Annotated in this window: 15 protein-coding genes; 11 read left to right on the top strand and 4 right to left on the bottom strand. The window is 52.2% G+C overall.

Annotated features, from left to right (window positions below; genetic code table 11):
- Window positions 1-25 precede the first annotated feature (25 nt).
- The 9 genes from U8T64_RS00505 to U8T64_RS00465 all read left to right on the top strand — a co-directional run bounded on the left by U8T64_RS00505 (window position 26) and on the right by U8T64_RS00465 (window position 10,712).
- The gene (locus U8T64_RS00505) at window positions 26-2,095 is read left to right on the top strand and encodes a C40 family peptidase (protein WP_322179889.1); all 2,070 of its coding nucleotides are present in this window, start codon (window positions 26-28) and stop codon (window positions 2,093-2,095) included.
- A gap of 38 nt (window positions 2,096-2,133) precedes the next feature.
- Window positions 2,134-2,412 (top strand): DUF4315 family protein, encoded by a 279-nt coding sequence (locus U8T64_RS00500; protein ID WP_002569175.1) that lies wholly within the window; start codon window positions 2,134-2,136, stop codon window positions 2,410-2,412.
- Window positions 2,405-3,106, top strand: coding sequence for a DUF4366 domain-containing protein (locus tag U8T64_RS00495; protein WP_002585094.1), 702 nt, complete (start codon window positions 2,405-2,407; stop codon window positions 3,104-3,106). The genes U8T64_RS00500 and U8T64_RS00495 overlap by 8 nt, the downstream gene beginning before the upstream one ends.
- Window positions 3,103-3,291 carry a hypothetical protein gene (locus tag U8T64_RS00490; RefSeq protein WP_002569177.1) on the top strand — a complete coding sequence of 63 codons (189 nt, stop codon included), beginning with the start codon at window positions 3,103-3,105 and terminating at the stop codon, window positions 3,289-3,291. Before U8T64_RS00495 ends, U8T64_RS00490 begins: the two co-directional genes overlap by 4 nt.
- 15 nt (window positions 3,292-3,306) lie before the next feature.
- Complete coding sequence (locus U8T64_RS00485; protein WP_008978034.1) at window positions 3,307-5,397, top strand: DNA topoisomerase 3; 2,091 nt, start codon at window positions 3,307-3,309, stop codon at window positions 5,395-5,397.
- Window positions 5,398-5,611: 214 nt separating this feature from the next.
- Window positions 5,612-9,184 carry a YodL domain-containing protein gene (locus U8T64_RS00480; protein ID WP_322179885.1) on the top strand — a complete coding sequence of 1,191 codons (3,573 nt, stop codon included), beginning with the start codon at window positions 5,612-5,614 and terminating at the stop codon, window positions 9,182-9,184.
- Window positions 9,185-9,187: 3 nt separating this feature from the next.
- Window positions 9,188-10,141, top strand: coding sequence for a hypothetical protein (locus U8T64_RS00475; RefSeq protein ID WP_322179883.1), 954 nt, complete (start codon window positions 9,188-9,190; stop codon window positions 10,139-10,141).
- A gap of 2 nt (window positions 10,142-10,143) precedes the next feature.
- Complete coding sequence (locus U8T64_RS00470) at window positions 10,144-10,350, top strand: transposon-transfer assisting family protein (RefSeq protein ID WP_322179882.1); 207 nt, start codon at window positions 10,144-10,146, stop codon at window positions 10,348-10,350.
- On the top strand, window positions 10,347-10,712 hold the full coding sequence (locus U8T64_RS00465; protein ID WP_002585089.1) for a cysteine-rich VLP domain-containing protein: 366 nt from the start codon (window positions 10,347-10,349) through the stop codon (window positions 10,710-10,712). The genes U8T64_RS00470 and U8T64_RS00465 overlap by 4 nt, the downstream gene beginning before the upstream one ends.
- A 177-nt stretch (window positions 10,713-10,889) precedes the next feature.
- Here U8T64_RS00465 and U8T64_RS00460 read toward each other — a convergent pair whose 3' ends face one another.
- The 4 genes from U8T64_RS00460 to U8T64_RS00445 form a co-directional block, all read right to left on the bottom strand.
- A complete protein-coding gene (locus U8T64_RS00460) occupies window positions 10,890-11,141 on the bottom strand; it encodes a helix-turn-helix domain-containing protein (RefSeq protein ID WP_002585088.1) in 252 nt (83 codons plus the stop codon).
- Window positions 11,142-11,206: 65 nt separating this feature from the next.
- On the bottom strand, window positions 11,207-12,553 hold the full coding sequence (locus U8T64_RS00455) for a relaxase/mobilization nuclease domain-containing protein (protein ID WP_322179873.1): 1,347 nt from the start codon (window positions 12,551-12,553) through the stop codon (window positions 11,207-11,209).
- The gene (locus U8T64_RS00450; RefSeq protein WP_002569185.1) at window positions 12,514-12,843 is read right to left on the bottom strand and encodes a plasmid mobilization protein; all 330 of its coding nucleotides are present in this window, start codon (window positions 12,841-12,843) and stop codon (window positions 12,514-12,516) included. The genes U8T64_RS00455 and U8T64_RS00450 overlap by 40 nt, the downstream gene beginning before the upstream one ends.
- Before the next feature lie 269 nt (window positions 12,844-13,112).
- The gene (locus U8T64_RS00445) at window positions 13,113-13,466 is read right to left on the bottom strand and encodes a helix-turn-helix transcriptional regulator (protein WP_016289106.1); all 354 of its coding nucleotides are present in this window, start codon (window positions 13,464-13,466) and stop codon (window positions 13,113-13,115) included.
- A 182-nt stretch (window positions 13,467-13,648) separates the two neighbouring features.
- On the opposite strand from U8T64_RS00445, the gene U8T64_RS00440 reads away from it, so the two are divergent.
- Both U8T64_RS00440 and U8T64_RS00435 read left to right on the top strand, forming a co-directional pair.
- Entirely contained in the window at window positions 13,649-14,293 is a 645-nt protein-coding gene (locus tag U8T64_RS00440; RefSeq protein ID WP_322179858.1) for a TetR/AcrR family transcriptional regulator, read from the top strand.
- A 78-nt stretch (window positions 14,294-14,371) separates the two neighbouring features.
- A complete protein-coding gene (locus U8T64_RS00435; protein WP_016289108.1) occupies window positions 14,372-15,208 on the top strand; it encodes an ABC transporter ATP-binding protein in 837 nt (278 codons plus the stop codon).
- Window positions 15,209-15,210: the final 2 nt, after the last annotated feature.

Genomic DNA, 15,210 nt, shown 5'->3' with positions numbered 1-15,210 from the left:
GGCGCGTGAAAAAGTCACGCAGAAAATGACCCGCGAGGGGGCTGTCGAGGTAAACGCCGCTACCGGGAAAAAGAAACGTATCAGCAAGCGGATAAGGGACGCGGACTTTGCAAAGACCGAAGCCCCACCGCAGCCGGAACAGGCAGCGCAGCCCCTACCGGGCGGCGCAACTTCCCCGCCCTTAACCGACACGCCGCCGCTTCCCCATGCGCCGGGGGCAGAACGGGAACAGGACACCGCAGCAGCCGAGCGCGTCTTGGAACGTATCGACGGGGCGCGTACCAGAAAGGCGAGCAAAAAGGCGGCGAGGAAAGCACAGGCAGAAGCCACAGCAAAAGAAAAATCTTCCCGCTTGCAGTTTACCGACGAGGAACGGGCAACGCCGGAGCTTGAAAGGTATATCCGAAAATCGGACAAAGCAGCCGACCGTCTGGACGCGGCAAAGGCGGCTATCCCCAAAGAAAAGAAACTTGTACGGGAGCGCACCTTTGATGAAGCCACCGGGAAAGGCAAGACCCGCCTACATTTTGAGGAACAGGAAAAGCCCATAGGAAAGAATAAGCCCCACAATAACCCGCTATCCCGCCCCGCACAGGAAGCGGGTATTTTCGTCCACAACAAGATACATTCCGTTGAAAAGGACAATTCCGGCGTTGAGGGGGCGCACAAATCCGAAGAACTGGCAGAGCGCGGCGCAAAGTACGGGGCGCGGAAAGTCAAGGAGGGCTACCACAGCCACAAGCTCAAACCCTACCGGGCGGCGGCAAAGGCAGAGAAAGCGGCGTTCAAGGCGAATGTGGATTTCCAGTACCATAAAGCCCTGCATGACAATCCGCAGATTGCGGGCAATCCCCTTTCCCGCTTCATGCAGAAGCAGCAAATCAAGCGGCAGTATGCAAAGTCGGCAAGGAAAGGCGGCGCAAAAACGGCGCAGAAAGCCGCAGAGAACACCCGCAAGGCGGCAAAAAAGACCGCCGAGGAAACAAAAAAGGCAATCGCTTTTGTAGGGCGGCACCCGGCGGGCGTATGTATCGCCGTTGCCGCGCTGCTCTTATTCATCATGGTATCGGCGGGGCTTTCCTCTTGCGGTTCCATGTTCTCCGGCTTGATGAACGGCATACTTGGGACTTCCTACACGTCGGAGGACAGCGACCTTGTGGCGACGGAGAACAATTACGCCGCAAAGGAAAACGAGCTTCAGCAGCAGATTGACAATATCGAAAGCACCCACCCCGGCTATGACGAATACCGCTATGACCTTGACAGTATCGGGCATAACCCCCATGAGTTAGCGTCCTACCTCACCGCCCTTTTGCAGACCTACACCCCGCAGAGCGCACAGGCAGAGCTAAATCGCGTCTTTGCCATGCAGTACACTTTGACGCTGACAGAAGAAACGGAAATCCGCTACCGCACAGAAACAAGCACAGACCCGGAAACAGGGGAAACGACCACCGAGGAAGTACCCTACGAGTACCATATCCTCAACGTGAAGCTGACGAACAAGCCCATTTCCGAGATTGCGGAGGAACTTCTAACGCCACAGCAGCTTGAAATGTACCGCGTCTATCTGGAAACAAGCGGAAACAAACCGCTGATTTTCGGCGGCGGCTCCCCCGATATGGGCGCGTCCGAGGATTTAAGCGGCGTACAGCTTGTAAACGGCACACGCCCCGGCAACACCGCCGTTGTAGACCTTGCGAAGCGGCAAGTCGGCAACGTGGGCGGGCGACCCTTTTGGAGCTGGTACGGATTTAACAGCCGCGTGGAATGGTGCGCCTGTTTCGTTTCATGGTGCTACAATCAAGCCGGAAAGAGCGAGCCGCGCTTTGCCGGGTGCCAGTCACAGGGCGTACCCTGGTTCCAGTCACGCGGGCAATGGGGCGCGAGGGGCTATGAGAATATCGCCCCCGGCGACGCTATCTTTTTCGACTGGGACGGGGACGGGAGCGCAGACCATGTGGGGCTTGTTATCGGAACGGACGGGGAGCGCGTCTATACCGTCGAGGGCAATTCCGGCGACGCCTGCAAGATAAAGAGCTATCCCGCCAATTATGGCTGTATCAAGGGCTACGGCTTAATGAATTGGAACTGACAACAAAAAAATGAAAATCTGAAAGGAGAAATTGATTTATGGCTATGAACAAAATTGAACGTATCGACAAGGAGATTGCAAAGACCCGCGAGAAAATCACCGAGTACCAGAACAGATTAAGGGGGCTTGAAGCGCAGAAAACCGAAGCGGAAAACCTGCAAATCGTACAGCTTGTGCGCTCCATGCGCCTTTCCCCGCATGAGCTTTCCGCTATGCTTTCCGGGGGCGGTATTCCGGGTATGGAAGCCGCGCCGGGCTACCCCGCAGAACCCGCAGACCATGACACCGAAGAAATGGAGGACACCGAGAATGAATAAGAAAATCCTTAGAACCTTGACCGCACTTTGCGCCGCCCTTGTACTTATGGGCGGCTTTTCCGTCACCGCTTTTGCACAGACCCCGGAGGGAGAGGACGACACCAACGACAGCGGCGTTGTCTACGAGGAACCCCAAAAGGAAGAACCCCTTACCCCGGACGGGAACGCGACCCTTGTAGACGATTTCGGCGGCAACAAGCAGCTTATCACCGTAACGACCAAAAACGGCAATTACTTTTATATCCTCATTGACCGGGACGACGAGGGCGAGGACACCGTACATTTCCTTAATCAAGTGGACGAAGCCGACCTCTTAGCACTTATGGAGGACGGAAGCACCGAAGCAGCCCCGCCCGCCGTTTGCAGTTGCACCGATAAATGCGAAGCCGGAAAGGTAAATGTGAGCTGCCCTGTCTGCAAGGACAACATGACCGCTTGCAGCGGCAAGGAAGCGGAGCCGGAAACCGAGAAACCAACAGAGCAGCCCAAAGAGAAAGGCAATACAGGCGGGCTTGTGCTTTTCCTTGTCGTGGCACTTCTTGGCGGCGGGGGCGCGTTCTATTATTTTAAGTTTATGAAGCCAAAGCAGAACGTCAAGGGCGACACCGACCTTGAAGATTTCGATTTTGACGATTACGACGAGGACGAGGGGGACGGGCTTTCTGATGAAGAACAGGAGGACGAGGAAGCATGACGCTTTTCACCGAAAACCCTTTAGAAAAAATGATGGTACAAAGACCCACCGGGCGGCGTGACAGTGCGCCGCCCGTTCCAAAATCCCCGGCGTGTATGCGTTGCCCTTATAAGGCGCAATCCCCCTGTATCGGCTATTGTCTGAAACAGGCACAGGAGAAGAAGCACACCGCGCCGGAACGCTGAAAGGAGGATTTTTTCATGGCATTTAGACTTGTGATTGCAGAAAAGCCGAGCATGGCGCAGACTATCGCCGCCGCGCTTGGCATTAAGGGGAAACAGGACGGGTATATCGAGGGCGGCGGCTACCTCATTTCATGGTGCGTCGGGCATTTGGTACAGCTTGCGGAAGCTGCCGCCTACGGGGAGCAATATAAAAAATGGAGTTTTGACAGCTTACCCATTCTGCCGGAGGAATGGCAGTACGCCGTTGACCCGGACAAGGGGAAGCAATTCAAAACCATTAAAGAGCTTATGCACCGCGCCGACGTTTCCGAAGTGGTAAATGCGTGTGACGCGGGGCGCGAGGGTGAATTGATTTTCCGCTTTGTCTACGAAGTGGCGGGCTGCAAGAAGCCCATGCGCCGCTTGTGGATTTCTTCAATGGAGGACGGGGCGATTAAGGCGGGCTTTGCTTCCCTCAAAGACGGGCGGGACTATGGCGCGCTCTTTGCGTCCGCCCTCTGCCGCGCAAAGGCTGACTGGCTTATCGGCATTAACGCCACCCGGCTTTTCTCCTGCCTGTATGGAAAGACCTTGAACGTGGGGCGCGTCCAGACCCCGACCTTAAAAATGCTCACCGACCGGGACGCGGCTATCTCCCATTTCCAGAAAGAAAAATATTATCATGTTCGCCTTGATTTATCCGGCGCGGACGCGGCAAGCGAAAGGATTTCGGACAAGGCAGAAGCCGACGCGCTGAAAGGGGCTTGCGAAGCGGGAAAGGCGGTATGCGTTTCCCTTACCAGAGAGAAGAAAACCGCAGCCCCGCCAAAGCTCTTTGACCTTACCTCTTTGCAGCGGGAAACGAACCGCATTTTCGGTTACACCGCAAAGCAGACCCTTGACCTTGCACAATCCCTTTATGAAAAGCGGCTCCTTACTTATCCGAGGACGGACAGCAGCTTTCTTACTGACGACATGGGCGGCACCGCAGCGGACATTATCGCGCTGCTTTGCGAAAAGCTCCCCTTTATGGCGGGCGCGGACTTCACGCCGGAGATTGCAAAGGTATTAGACAGCAAGAAAGTATCAGACCACCACGCAATCATTCCCACTATGGAGCTTGCAAAGGCTGACCCGGACGCGCTGCCGGAAAGCGAGAAGAATATCCTTACCCTTGCGGGGGCGCGTCTGCTTTTTGCCACCGCCGAGCCGCATATTTATGAAGCGGTTACGGCGGTTTTCTCATGCGCCGGGACAGACTTCACCGCAAGGGGAAAGACCGTACTTGCGGAGGGTTGGAAAGAGCTTGAACGCAGATACCGGGCGACGCTGAAAGATAAGCCCGAAGCAGAGGACGGGGAAAATGAGGGCGTGACGCTGCCGGAGCTTTCCGAGGGACAGAACTTTCCTAACCCCGCCGCAAAAGTAACGGAGCATACCACAACGCCGCCGAAGCCCCACAGCGAAGCGTCGCTTCTCTCTGCTATGGAGCGAGCCGGGAACGGGGACACCGACCCGGACGCGGAACGCCGGGGGCTTGGCACTCCCGCCACCCGCGCCGCCGTCATTGAAAAACTGGTAAAGGGCGGCTTTGCAGAGCGCAAGGGGAAGCAGCTTATCCCCACGCAGAACGGAGCCGCCCTTATATCAGTCTTGCCGGATATGCTCACTTCCCCGCAGCTTACCGCAGAATGGGAAAACAATCTGACGCAGATAGCAAAGGGAGCCGCAGACCCCGGCGAATTTCTGTCCGGCATTGAAGCTATGGCGCGGGAGCTTGTGCAGACACACGCCGCAGCACTGGACGGGAAAAAGGATTTGTTCCGGGAGGAAAAGCCCTCTGTCGGCAAATGCCCCCGTTGCGGTTCCCCCGTCCATGAGGGGAAGAAAAACTATTATTGCAGCAACAAAGAATGTGCCTTTGTCATGTGGAAGAATGACCGCTTTTTCGAGGAACGCAAGACCGCTTTTTCCGCGAAGATTGCCGCCGCGCTCCTTAAATCCGGCAAAGTGAATGTGAAGAAGCTCTATTCCCCGAAAACAGGCAAGACCTATGACGGAACTATCGTTCTGGCTGACACTGGCGGGAAATACGTCAACTACCGTATCGAAGTACAGAAGAACTAAAAACTTGAATAGCAAGCATAGGAAGCGGGTACCCACTTCCGTAAATCCCTGTCCTGCCGCTGACGCGCCGGACGGGGATTTTGCTTGTTGGGAAGTTTCCCAAACCCTCTAAAAAAATCAAAAAAATTTTTGGCAAAACGCACCGCCCCGCCGTAATAGGGAGCGTACCCAAAAAGCGCGGCGGTGCGCCGCCATTTCAGAAAGGAGCGAATGAATGGAAAAGAAAAAAGGCTACTCCATGTTTGAGCGTGACAAGTTAGACCCGGCTGACAGTATGCGGATAGAGCGAAATATTTATTTTGAGGAACAGACCGCCGACCTTTCCGGGCTTACCGCCCTGCCCTCAGAACAGTTACAGGCATTACGGGAAGAATACGCGGCGGCTGAACAGGCAGCTTTTGAAGCCTTGCAGGAACAGGCGGCGGCCTGGGACGAACAGGCGGGAAAGACGCTTGCCATTGACAAAGCCATTGAGTATGTGAGGACACCCGAAGCCACGCATACCGCGAACCAGTGGGAAGCTACGGACTATGGGAAGCACATCAGCAACCGCGTCTACCAAATGCGCTACCACATATCCGAGAATACCCGGTATGACAGGGAAAAAGAGAAATCCATTCCCTATTCGTGGACGCTTTCATGGAGTATTTACACCAACAGCCCCCACAATTACGGACAGGCAAAAATCGCCGGGCAGGAAAGGAAAGTCTTTGCAGACAAGGCAGCTATGGAAAAATATCTGAATGGGCGTATCAAAGCCTATCAGCATTTATTCACCGAGGTATCGCCGCCTATCCCGCCAGAGTATGCAGACCATTTCAAAGTAAACGGGCAGCTTTTACCGGGCTATGCTATCGAGGGCGAGGAACGGGCGCAGCCTACCGCTGAAAAAGCAGCCCCCGCCACAGCAGAGCCGCCACAGGACACCGAACAGAGAAAGGAGCGTGAAACCATAAACGAGCAGTTTTCAATTCTTATCGACAGCCGCAGCCGCTTTGAAACAGGCGAACCGGGCGGCGTGTGGCTTCCCATGCCGACCACAACGCAGCAGCTTCACGCGGCTATGGAAAGCGTCGGCATTACCGCAGACAATCCACAGGATTTTTTCATCAACGGATATTCTTCTACGGAGGACTGCCCCTTTGACTTGCCGCTTTCCGTTATCCAAAGCGCAAGCATGGACGAGCTGAATTATTTTGGTAAACTTCTGGAAATGCAGAGTGACGGGGACAAGGATAAATTTACGGCGGCGGTTGCACATGGCGAGTATGCCGGAAGCATGAAAGACCTTATCAACCTTGCACAAAACCTTGACTGCTACTGGCTTTATCCCACTGTCCGCAGCGAAGAAGATTACGGCTATTATCTTATCGACGAACTGGACGAGCTGGAGCTTCCCGAAGAAGCAAAGAAATATTTCAAGTATGAAGAATATGGGAGGGACGCAGTTAGCAAGGATAAGGGGCAGTTTACCGAACAGGGGTATATCTATAATAATCAGAACACCTTTACCGAATGGTATCGGGGAACGGAAAACGAGATACCCAAAGAATACCGCGTTATGAGCTTCCCGCAGCCGGAACGCGGCGGACAGGACAAGACCTTTATGGACGCAGCCGCCACAGAGCAGACCGCCAGAACCGCCGCAAAGCAGCCACAGGAGCCGCGCCCGGTTATCCCTATCGTGCTGACTGCCGGGAAGCCCGCCGAAAAACTCAAAGAGATTACCGACCGTCTGGAACAGGGCATTGCGGAACTCTTTGACAGCGAGCGTTACAAGGAATATCTGAAAGTCATGTCAAAATTCCATAATTACAGCTTCCGAAACACCGTCCTTATCGCCATGCAGAAGCCGGACGCTTCCCTTTTGGCGGGCTTTTCCGCTTGGAAGAACAACTTTGAGCGAAATGTGATGAGAGGGGAAAAGGGAATTAAAATCATTGCCCCGTCGCCCTATAAAATCAAACAGGAAATGCAGAAAATTGACCCGCACACACAGAAGCCCATAATCGGCAAGGACGGAAAGCCCGTCACCGAGGAAAAGGAAATCACCATACCCGCCTACAAGGTGGTATCAGTCTTTGACGTTTCCCAGACCGAGGGAAAGGAGCTGCCGGATATTGCCGTTGACGAGCTGACGGGCGACGTTGACCGCTACAAGGACTTTTTCGCAGCCCTTGAAAAGACTTCCCCCGTTCCTATTGCCTTTGAGAATATCGGGGGCGGCTCTCATGGCTACTACCACTTGGAGGACAAGCGCATTGCTATCAACGAGGGCATGAGCGAATTGCAGACCTTAAAGACCGCCATTCACGAAATCGCCCATGCGAAGCTGCACGACATTGACCTCAACGCGCCAAAGGACGAGCAGCCCCGCGTTGACCGCCGCACCCGCGAAGTCGAAGCGGAAAGCGTCGCCTATACCGTCTGCCAACATTACGGGCTTGACACGTCGGACTACTCTTTCGGCTACGTCGCCGGGTGGAGCAGCGGTCGGGAGCTTTCCGAGCTGAAAAGCTCCCTTGAAACGATACGCAGCGCAGCCGCCGAGATTATCAATTCCATAGATGGGAATTTAGCGGAGCTGCAAAAGGCACAGGACAAGGAGCAGACCGCCGGACAGGAGCAACCCACCAGAGAAGAACAGGCAGCCCCGCCGGAGAAGCCGGAGCCGGAAGAAGCCGCACCGGGAAAATCCGGCGCACAGGAAAAGGCGGGCGCAGCCCCGAAAGAAGCCTTTACCCCGGAAACGATTTACAAGGTGCGCCGGAACCCTTACGGCGACAGCCGGGAAAACAGCCACCTCTTGCAAGCCTATGTGACACAGGAGAACGGGCGGGCGAAAATGGGCGACGTGCTTTATACGGGAACGCCGGAGAAATGCCGCGAGCTTATGGGGCAGCTCAAAAGCGGCGGGCTGACCGAGGGCGACGTAAAGCAGCTTTACGCAAAGGCACAGGAAACGGCGCAGACCGCCGGACAGGACAAAGACACCTTTTCCATTTACCAGATAAAGGGCAGGGACGAAACAAGGGACTTGCGCTTTGAGCCATACGACCGCCTGCAGGCGGCGGGAAATGTGGTTGACAGGGCGAATTACGAGCTTGTCTATTCCGCGCCCCTTGCGCCGGAAACTTCCCTTGAAGATATTTACGCCCGTTTCAATATCGACCACCCCAAAGATTTTAAGGGACACAGCCTTTCCGTTTCGGACGTGGTAGTGCTTCATCAGGACGGACAGGACGCGGCGCATTTCGTTGACAGTGTAGGTTTCCGGGAAGTGCCGGAATTTTTACAGGAGCAGAAGCAGCTTACCCCGGACGACTTGGAAACGGGCGAAACTGTCAAAACACCGAGGGGGACTTTCCATGTGACCGCCATGAGCCGGGAGCAGATAGAAGCCGCCGGATATGGCTTTCACCACCAGTCGGACGACGGAAAGTATCTGATTATGGGGAATGGGACGCGGGCGTTTGCCGTTGCCGCAGAACATGCGCAGCGGGACAATCCCTTGAAAACCGCCGAGCAGACCACAGAGCAGAACGGGAACATGATTGACGGTATCATCAACAACACCCCCACCGTTGACGAACTGGAAGCAAAGGTAAAGGCGGGCGAGCAGATTTCCCTTGTTGACCTAGCTAATGCTGTCAAAGCCGACAAGGAGCGCGGCAAGGGAGCGAAGCCGGAAAAGAAGCCCTCTATCCGGGCGCAGCTTAGAGCCGACAAGGAAAAGGCGCAGAAGAAAAACGCAAAGCAGAAGTCACAGGACTTGGAAAGGAGCTGACCCATGCCGGAACAGAGCAAATTTGAAAACGTGGATTTGTTTGCTTCCCTTGAAGCGATTATGAAGCAGAACACAGGCTTTTACCAGAGCGACTTAGACATTGACAAAGAGATTATCGCAAAGGCGGCGGCAAGCCCCAAAAAAGAGGACAAAACCCTTTTGTGGTTCTGCCGCCCGTCCGGGACGCACTGTTTCCGGGAGCGCGACGTTTTCCTCAAAGATACCGCACCCCACAACACATGGCGTTTCTACATGGAGCAGACAAGCGACCGCGTACTTGCCTATGCAATCGAGCTGACGGGCAAGGAGCGCGGGAAAATCAAGGGCAATCTGTACGAACTGGACTACGCTAAACATTATGAGCGTGTCAAGGAAAAGGAGCTGCCCGCCGATACGGTGAAGCTGATTTATGAGCATGGGGAAAGGGTACAGGAAGCCGGGAGATATTTTGACGGAACCCCAGACCCGCAGCTTGGGAAGTTTGAACGCTTTGAAGCCCTACCCAACGACCCGGATGCGTTGCAAGCTCTTTTACAGGAAGAACGGCGCAGCCGGGAGCAGCTTTCGCCGGGGGATTTCAAGGCGCATATCGCAACCTTGCGGGACGGGCTGATTGAAACGGAAGCGCGGCGCATTGTGCGGGAAATGAAGCGGCACGACACGCCAAACAGCCCGAACAAGACCCATTTCATGGCAGAGCTTTCCCCGGCGTTCATGCGGCTTGCGGCTACAAAGGACACTGACCGCCTTTTCTCCATGCTGCCCTACAAGACACTTTCCTTTTCCAAAATCGAGGGCAGACATGGGACGTATGCGCTGATTGACAAGGGGGAGAACCGGGACAGGGAGATAAGGAAGCCCCGCCCCTCTATCCGGGCGCAGCTTAAAGCGGACAAGGCAAAGACCACCCCGAAAAAGGCGGCGGCTAAAACAAAAAATCACGATATGGAGGTATGAGCATGATTAGACTGACTGTTGAAGAAACAAACCTTTTGAGCATTTACAACGAGGGCGGAAAGCGGGCTTTGATTGAGAATATCAACGCCGCGCTGCCCTACATGGACGCGGATATGCGGGAGCTTGCAAAGCGCACCCTTTCCAAAGTGGACGCTTTGACCGAAGCGGAATTTGCAGAGCTTCCCATTTACGCCGCTGATGAAGTATGAACGGGGTTAAGCGGCTGACGCCGCCCCAGAGCCGGAAAGTCAACGCCCTTGTGCGCCGGACGTGCTGCAATTATGATAACGGGAACTGTATCTTACTGGACGACGGGGACGAGTGCGTATGTCCGCAGCTCATTTCCTATTCGCTTCTCTGCAAGTGGTTCCGGGTTGCGGTGCTTCCCGCCGACAGGCTGCTTTATGCGGAGCTTTACCAGACAGGGGATAAGAAGAAATGTACCGAGTGCGGCGCGTTCTTTGCGTCAACCTCTAACAGTGTCAAATACTGCCCCGTCTGCCGGAAACGTATCACCCGCAGACAAGCCGCCGAGCGCATGAGGAAAAGACGCGCCCCTGTTACGCAGTAGGCGCAGAAAATCCCTTGATTTACAGGGCTTTCCGGGCGTGAAAACCGGATAGGCGATACTTTATACCTTTACCCCCGAAAATGGCGTTCTACTGCGTAACATTCACGAAAACAGCACCCATAAAAAGACAGGGCGCGGAAGTCATATACCGGCTTCCGCGTCCTGTTCTTTTTTTGCCTATCTGACATTTCCCTTTTCCATTTCTTCAAGCGGGAACTGCGGGAGGGCTTCTATCAGCTTCTTTGTGATAGACTGGCGCATATCTTCGTTGATTTCCTGTTTCGTGCTTCCGTCCGGCTGTCTGACCGCTACCGTCGATAGCCTGTCTATTTCGTCCTTGTAGCACTCCACGACTTTCTCAACCGCCCATTTCTCCCCGGCGACGGCGGCGCGTATGGTTTCATATTCCGGCATTTTCTGGTTTTCCATGCTTCAATGCTCCTGTCTGTATTTGATAGCCTTATCATAGCACAGCGGCGGGGATTTTGCTATCCTTATCCGCGCTCTGTTCCCTTTTCCCGTTCCGGCTGCCTGTCTGCCTGTAAAATGCTGTCAATGTTCTGCTTGATAATATCGTATTCCCGGACTTTCTTTTTCAGCTTCCCATAGTCGGCGTAAAGGGCTTCTTTCTGCGCTTGGAGGGCTTCATATTCCGATTGCAGCGCGGCAAGGTTCGGGAGTTTTGCAATGCCCGCCGCTTTCAATGACCTTGCGGCGGCTTCATGTAGGATAATCGCCTGTTCCTGTCCGGCGCGGTACTTCTCCCTGTTCCTTGCCTTGCGGTATGCGTCATAGACGGGCTTTGTCTTTTGGTAGGTGGAAACATTCTTGATAAGTACCGCCATATCCGCAAACCGCTTTTCGGCGTTCTTCAATGCGTCTGCCGCCTGTCCGCTTTCCGCTGACATTTCCTCAATCCGGCTGACTAAATCCGCGTACTGTTCAATCTTGTGTTCCGTCAAGAAATTCATGGTTTTAGCTGCCTGTTTCAGATTGTGGATTTTCGCCCACTGTTCATAGCCCTTACTCTGCGCCGCCTTGATACTGTTCTCAATGTCGATAAGCAGCGACACGCCGCGCTGCTCTCTGGGAGCTTTCGCCGCCTTTGTCCGTCTGCCCGCTATCCGTTCCCTTATGGCTTCCTCTGTATAGTCTGCGCCGAGGGTTTTAAGGCGGGTGAAGCGTTCCTGTCCGGGGGCGCGGCATGATACATATTTCCCCGGCTTTATCTCATAGCCCGCCGCCTGTAACCGCTGCAACAATTCCTCAAAACTGGAAACTTGGGGGATAAGCGCGTCAAGGGCGGTTTTTAGCTTGCCTTTCCAACTTGTACCCGTCTTTTCTGCCTGGTACTCTGCATAGCTTTTTCCCTTGCTGCCCTTGCCGGGAACAACGACGGACAAGCCATTTTCCCGGCACAGCTTGTCGCTCATGTTCCGTATGCCGTAATAGCTCCTTTTGTTGGAATTGTATTTGCGGTGGTCTACGAAATTTACGGCGCAGAAAATAATGTGATTGTGGACGTGTCCTTTGTCAATGTGCGTCGTGAGTACATATTCATGCTGCCCCTTTGTTACCGCGTCGGCAAGCTGCTTTCCGATTTCATGGGCTTTCTGATAATCGACTTCCCCCGGCTCAAAGGACTGTATCAGATGAAAGGCTAAATTGTTCCCCTTTTGGAGTGCTTGGGACAAGGTATATTCAAATTCAATATCTGCCGTTTCATAGGAGCAGCCGAAAGAGGACACAAGCATTTTTCCGTCCGTCTTGTCCGGGTTTTCGATATAGTCAAGGGCTTTGCTTAGAGTGCTTTTAATAGGCTTAATCTTTGTAACCGCCATATCTCCGCAAGCACCCCCTTTATTTCCTCTATGTCCTCTTGGTATGCGTTCCCCGTCGCGTTTACGCGGCGTGCTATCTGGTTGACGTTGACACCGATTTTCTGTATCTCTGCGGTCATTGCCTTTATATCGGCATGGTCTATCTGAATGATATACCCGTCAATGGCAATCTTCCGCAGATATGCCGCCATGTTCCGGGTGGGTACGAGCTTCATTTTTTCCAGTATTAAATCCCGTTCCGCTTCCGTCACTCTGAATTTGATTTGCACCGTCCTTTTGCGTCCGTCCATGTGTTCGCTCCTTTCCTTTCCGTTCCGAGGGTTTGGGACACTTCCCAACAAGCCATTTTCAACCGACGAGCCGCAGCGCGGGAGGGCGAAAATACGGAAGTGGGTACCCGCTTCCTATGCTTGCTACGAATGTTTTTATCCTTTAGGCTCTTATCCCTTACTACGGAGAAAAAGCGATTTTGCCAAACTTACGCAAAAGAAAAACGCTGCAATCTCAAAAAAAGATTACAACGCTCTCTAAATACTGTTCAGTTTTAAGCCGGACATTCCTATTCGCCCTCTTTTTCGACTTCGGAAATCTCTTTTGCCGTTGCGGTCACAATCCGTATGCCCGTATCGCTCATACCGTCAAGAAGCGCGTCGAGCTGCCGCCGCTTTGTGTCCTTTGCGGCGGGCGTGTCTAACAGGAATTGGTCTACGGATATATTGTAGCGGAGCATAAGCTCAAAGAAAATCTGTAAACTTGGGTGCTGCCCCTTATTCTCAATGTTCGCAAGGTAGCGCGGCGAGATAAACATTTCGTCGCTTACTTTCTTGCGGCTCTCCTTGCGCCCTGTCCGCGCCGCCTTTATAGCTGCCCCAAAAGCCTTGAAGTCGTATTTTGGTACTGGTCTTTTTGCCATAGTTATTCACCCTATTACATTTTACTGTTCACCTTTCCTTTTGGATATGTCTACACAGTTCTATTAGTTAGTCAAAATAAAGCATATATACTTGTAACCTTTTCCTTGAAGTCTATTGACAACGCAAAGAATAAGAGCTATAATGGGTAAAACATACATACGTATGTTTTGGAGGTGATTGTATGCCACGTTCTGATAAAAAAACGAAACAGGAGATATTAGAAACAGCCACACGTCTTTTTGCCGAAAAGGGATTAGAAAATGTCAATGTTGAAGATGTTGTAAAGGAGCTTGGCGTAACTCGCGGAGCATTTTATCATTACTTCAAATCACGTGAAGAATTGATTTCTGGCGTTATGTATAAGTCTTTTAATGACAACAATCCGTTTCTCCTTGCTAACAGGCAGAAAGAGCTAAACGCCCTTGAAAAACTTAGGTTTGTATTCAAACTTGACCTCACGCCCCGTTTGGATATGAGCGATAGTTTAAGAGCAGAAATGAAAAAATTATCAGATAGCCCTGTTGTCTTTAAGAACGAAATGCTCACGCAAGTAAATATAGTAGCTCCCTACGTTGAAAAACTGTTGATTGAGGGAAATACGGACGGTTCGATTTCCGTAAAATACCCAAAGCAAACAGCACAAGTTATCTCTATGCTGATTGCTTCATGGTTAAGTCCTTTTACATTTCAAGTATCTTACAAAGAGTATTCCGATAAAGTATCATTTCTCGAACAGTTGGGACAAGTGTTGGGCGTACCCTTTATGGATAAAGAAATGAAAGAGCTTCTGGACGAAATAGGCAAACACGAATTTGAAAAAGAATAAAGTCTTAATTTAACTGCCCATATAGGCAGTTAAATTAAGACCTAAAACATACATACGTATGTATTTAAGGAGGGTAATATGATAGAAACTATGATTGACGTATCGGGATTAAAAAAATCTTATAAGGCAAATCACGTCTTGAAAGATGTTAGCTTTACTGTCCGTAAAGGCAGTGTTTTTGCCCTGCTTGGCTCAAACGGCGCAGGGAAAACAACTGTCGTAAAAATCCTTTCTACATTGATGAGGTCGGACAGCGGCAAAGCAACCATTAACGGCTTTGACGTGGTTCGTCAAGGATATTATGTGCGTGAGTGCATTAGTCTGACAGGGCAATTCACAGCGGTAGATGAAGTTTTGACAGGCAGAGAAAACCTAAACCTTATCGGACAGCTTAAACGTCTGAACAATGTCAAAAACAAGGTGAATGAGTGGTTGTCTTTCTTCCATTTGCAGGACGCAGCAGACAGCAAAGTATCTACTTATTCTGGAGGTATGCGTCGCAGATTAGATATAGCCATGAGCCTTATGGGAAAGCCACAAATTATTTTTCTTGATGAACCCACCACTGGACTTGACCCTCAAAATCGTATTGCCATGTGGGATTTAGTAAAAGAATTAGCTGCCGGAGGAACAACGGTATTCCTTACTACACAGTATTTGGAAGAAGCAGAATATCTTGCGGATTATATCGCCATTCTTCATGGCGGTAAGATACTTGCAGAGGGGACACCGCAATACCTAAAAACGATAATGCCGCAGCGCGGCGCGCAACTCAATTTTCAAAGTGAAGAACAAGCAAGCGAAGCAATGGCATTATTAAATGAGAACGGTATAACGATTGACAGCTTTGAGCAAAAACTTCCCTCTTTGGAAGAAGTGTTTTTAGCGTTGACTGATGAAAAAGGAGGAAAATAATC

Source organism: Neglectibacter caecimuris (assembly GCF_034335015.1).
Classification (GTDB): Bacteria; Bacillota; Clostridia; order Oscillospirales; family Acutalibacteraceae; genus Acutalibacter; species Acutalibacter caecimuris_A.
The sequence above is the reverse complement of the archived record's forward strand: the minus strand, read 5'-3'. Positions and strand labels throughout refer to the sequence as shown.

What these genes read in the sequence shown, in the direction of transcription:
- U8T64_RS00505 (WP_322179889.1), top strand. Translation starts at nt 26, where the DNA reads ATGACCCGCGAGGGGGCTGTCGAGGTAAACGCCGCTACCGGGAAAAAG.
- U8T64_RS00500 (WP_002569175.1), top strand. Translation starts at nt 2,134, where the DNA reads ATGGCTATGAACAAAATTGAACGTATCGACAAGGAGATTGCAAAGACC.
- U8T64_RS00495 (WP_002585094.1), top strand. Translation starts at nt 2,405, where the DNA reads ATGAATAAGAAAATCCTTAGAACCTTGACCGCACTTTGCGCCGCCCTT.
- U8T64_RS00490 (WP_002569177.1), top strand. Translation starts at nt 3,103, where the DNA reads ATGACGCTTTTCACCGAAAACCCTTTAGAAAAAATGATGGTACAAAGA.
- U8T64_RS00485 (WP_008978034.1), top strand. Translation starts at nt 3,307, where the DNA reads ATGGCATTTAGACTTGTGATTGCAGAAAAGCCGAGCATGGCGCAGACT.
- U8T64_RS00480 (WP_322179885.1), top strand. Translation starts at nt 5,612, where the DNA reads ATGGAAAAGAAAAAAGGCTACTCCATGTTTGAGCGTGACAAGTTAGAC.
- U8T64_RS00475 (WP_322179883.1), top strand. Translation starts at nt 9,188, where the DNA reads ATGCCGGAACAGAGCAAATTTGAAAACGTGGATTTGTTTGCTTCCCTT.
- U8T64_RS00470 (WP_322179882.1), top strand. Translation starts at nt 10,144, where the DNA reads ATGATTAGACTGACTGTTGAAGAAACAAACCTTTTGAGCATTTACAAC.
- U8T64_RS00465 (WP_002585089.1), top strand. Translation starts at nt 10,347, where the DNA reads ATGAACGGGGTTAAGCGGCTGACGCCGCCCCAGAGCCGGAAAGTCAAC.
- U8T64_RS00460 (WP_002585088.1), bottom strand. Translation starts at nt 11,141, where the DNA reads ATGGAAAACCAGAAAATGCCGGAATATGAAACCATACGCGCCGCCGTC.
- U8T64_RS00455 (WP_322179873.1), bottom strand. Translation starts at nt 12,553, where the DNA reads ATGGCGGTTACAAAGATTAAGCCTATTAAAAGCACTCTAAGCAAAGCC.
- U8T64_RS00450 (WP_002569185.1), bottom strand. Translation starts at nt 12,843, where the DNA reads ATGGACGGACGCAAAAGGACGGTGCAAATCAAATTCAGAGTGACGGAA.
- U8T64_RS00445 (WP_016289106.1), bottom strand. Translation starts at nt 13,466, where the DNA reads ATGGCAAAAAGACCAGTACCAAAATACGACTTCAAGGCTTTTGGGGCA.
- U8T64_RS00440 (WP_322179858.1), top strand. Translation starts at nt 13,649, where the DNA reads ATGCCACGTTCTGATAAAAAAACGAAACAGGAGATATTAGAAACAGCC.
- U8T64_RS00435 (WP_016289108.1), top strand. Translation starts at nt 14,372, where the DNA reads ATGATAGAAACTATGATTGACGTATCGGGATTAAAAAAATCTTATAAG.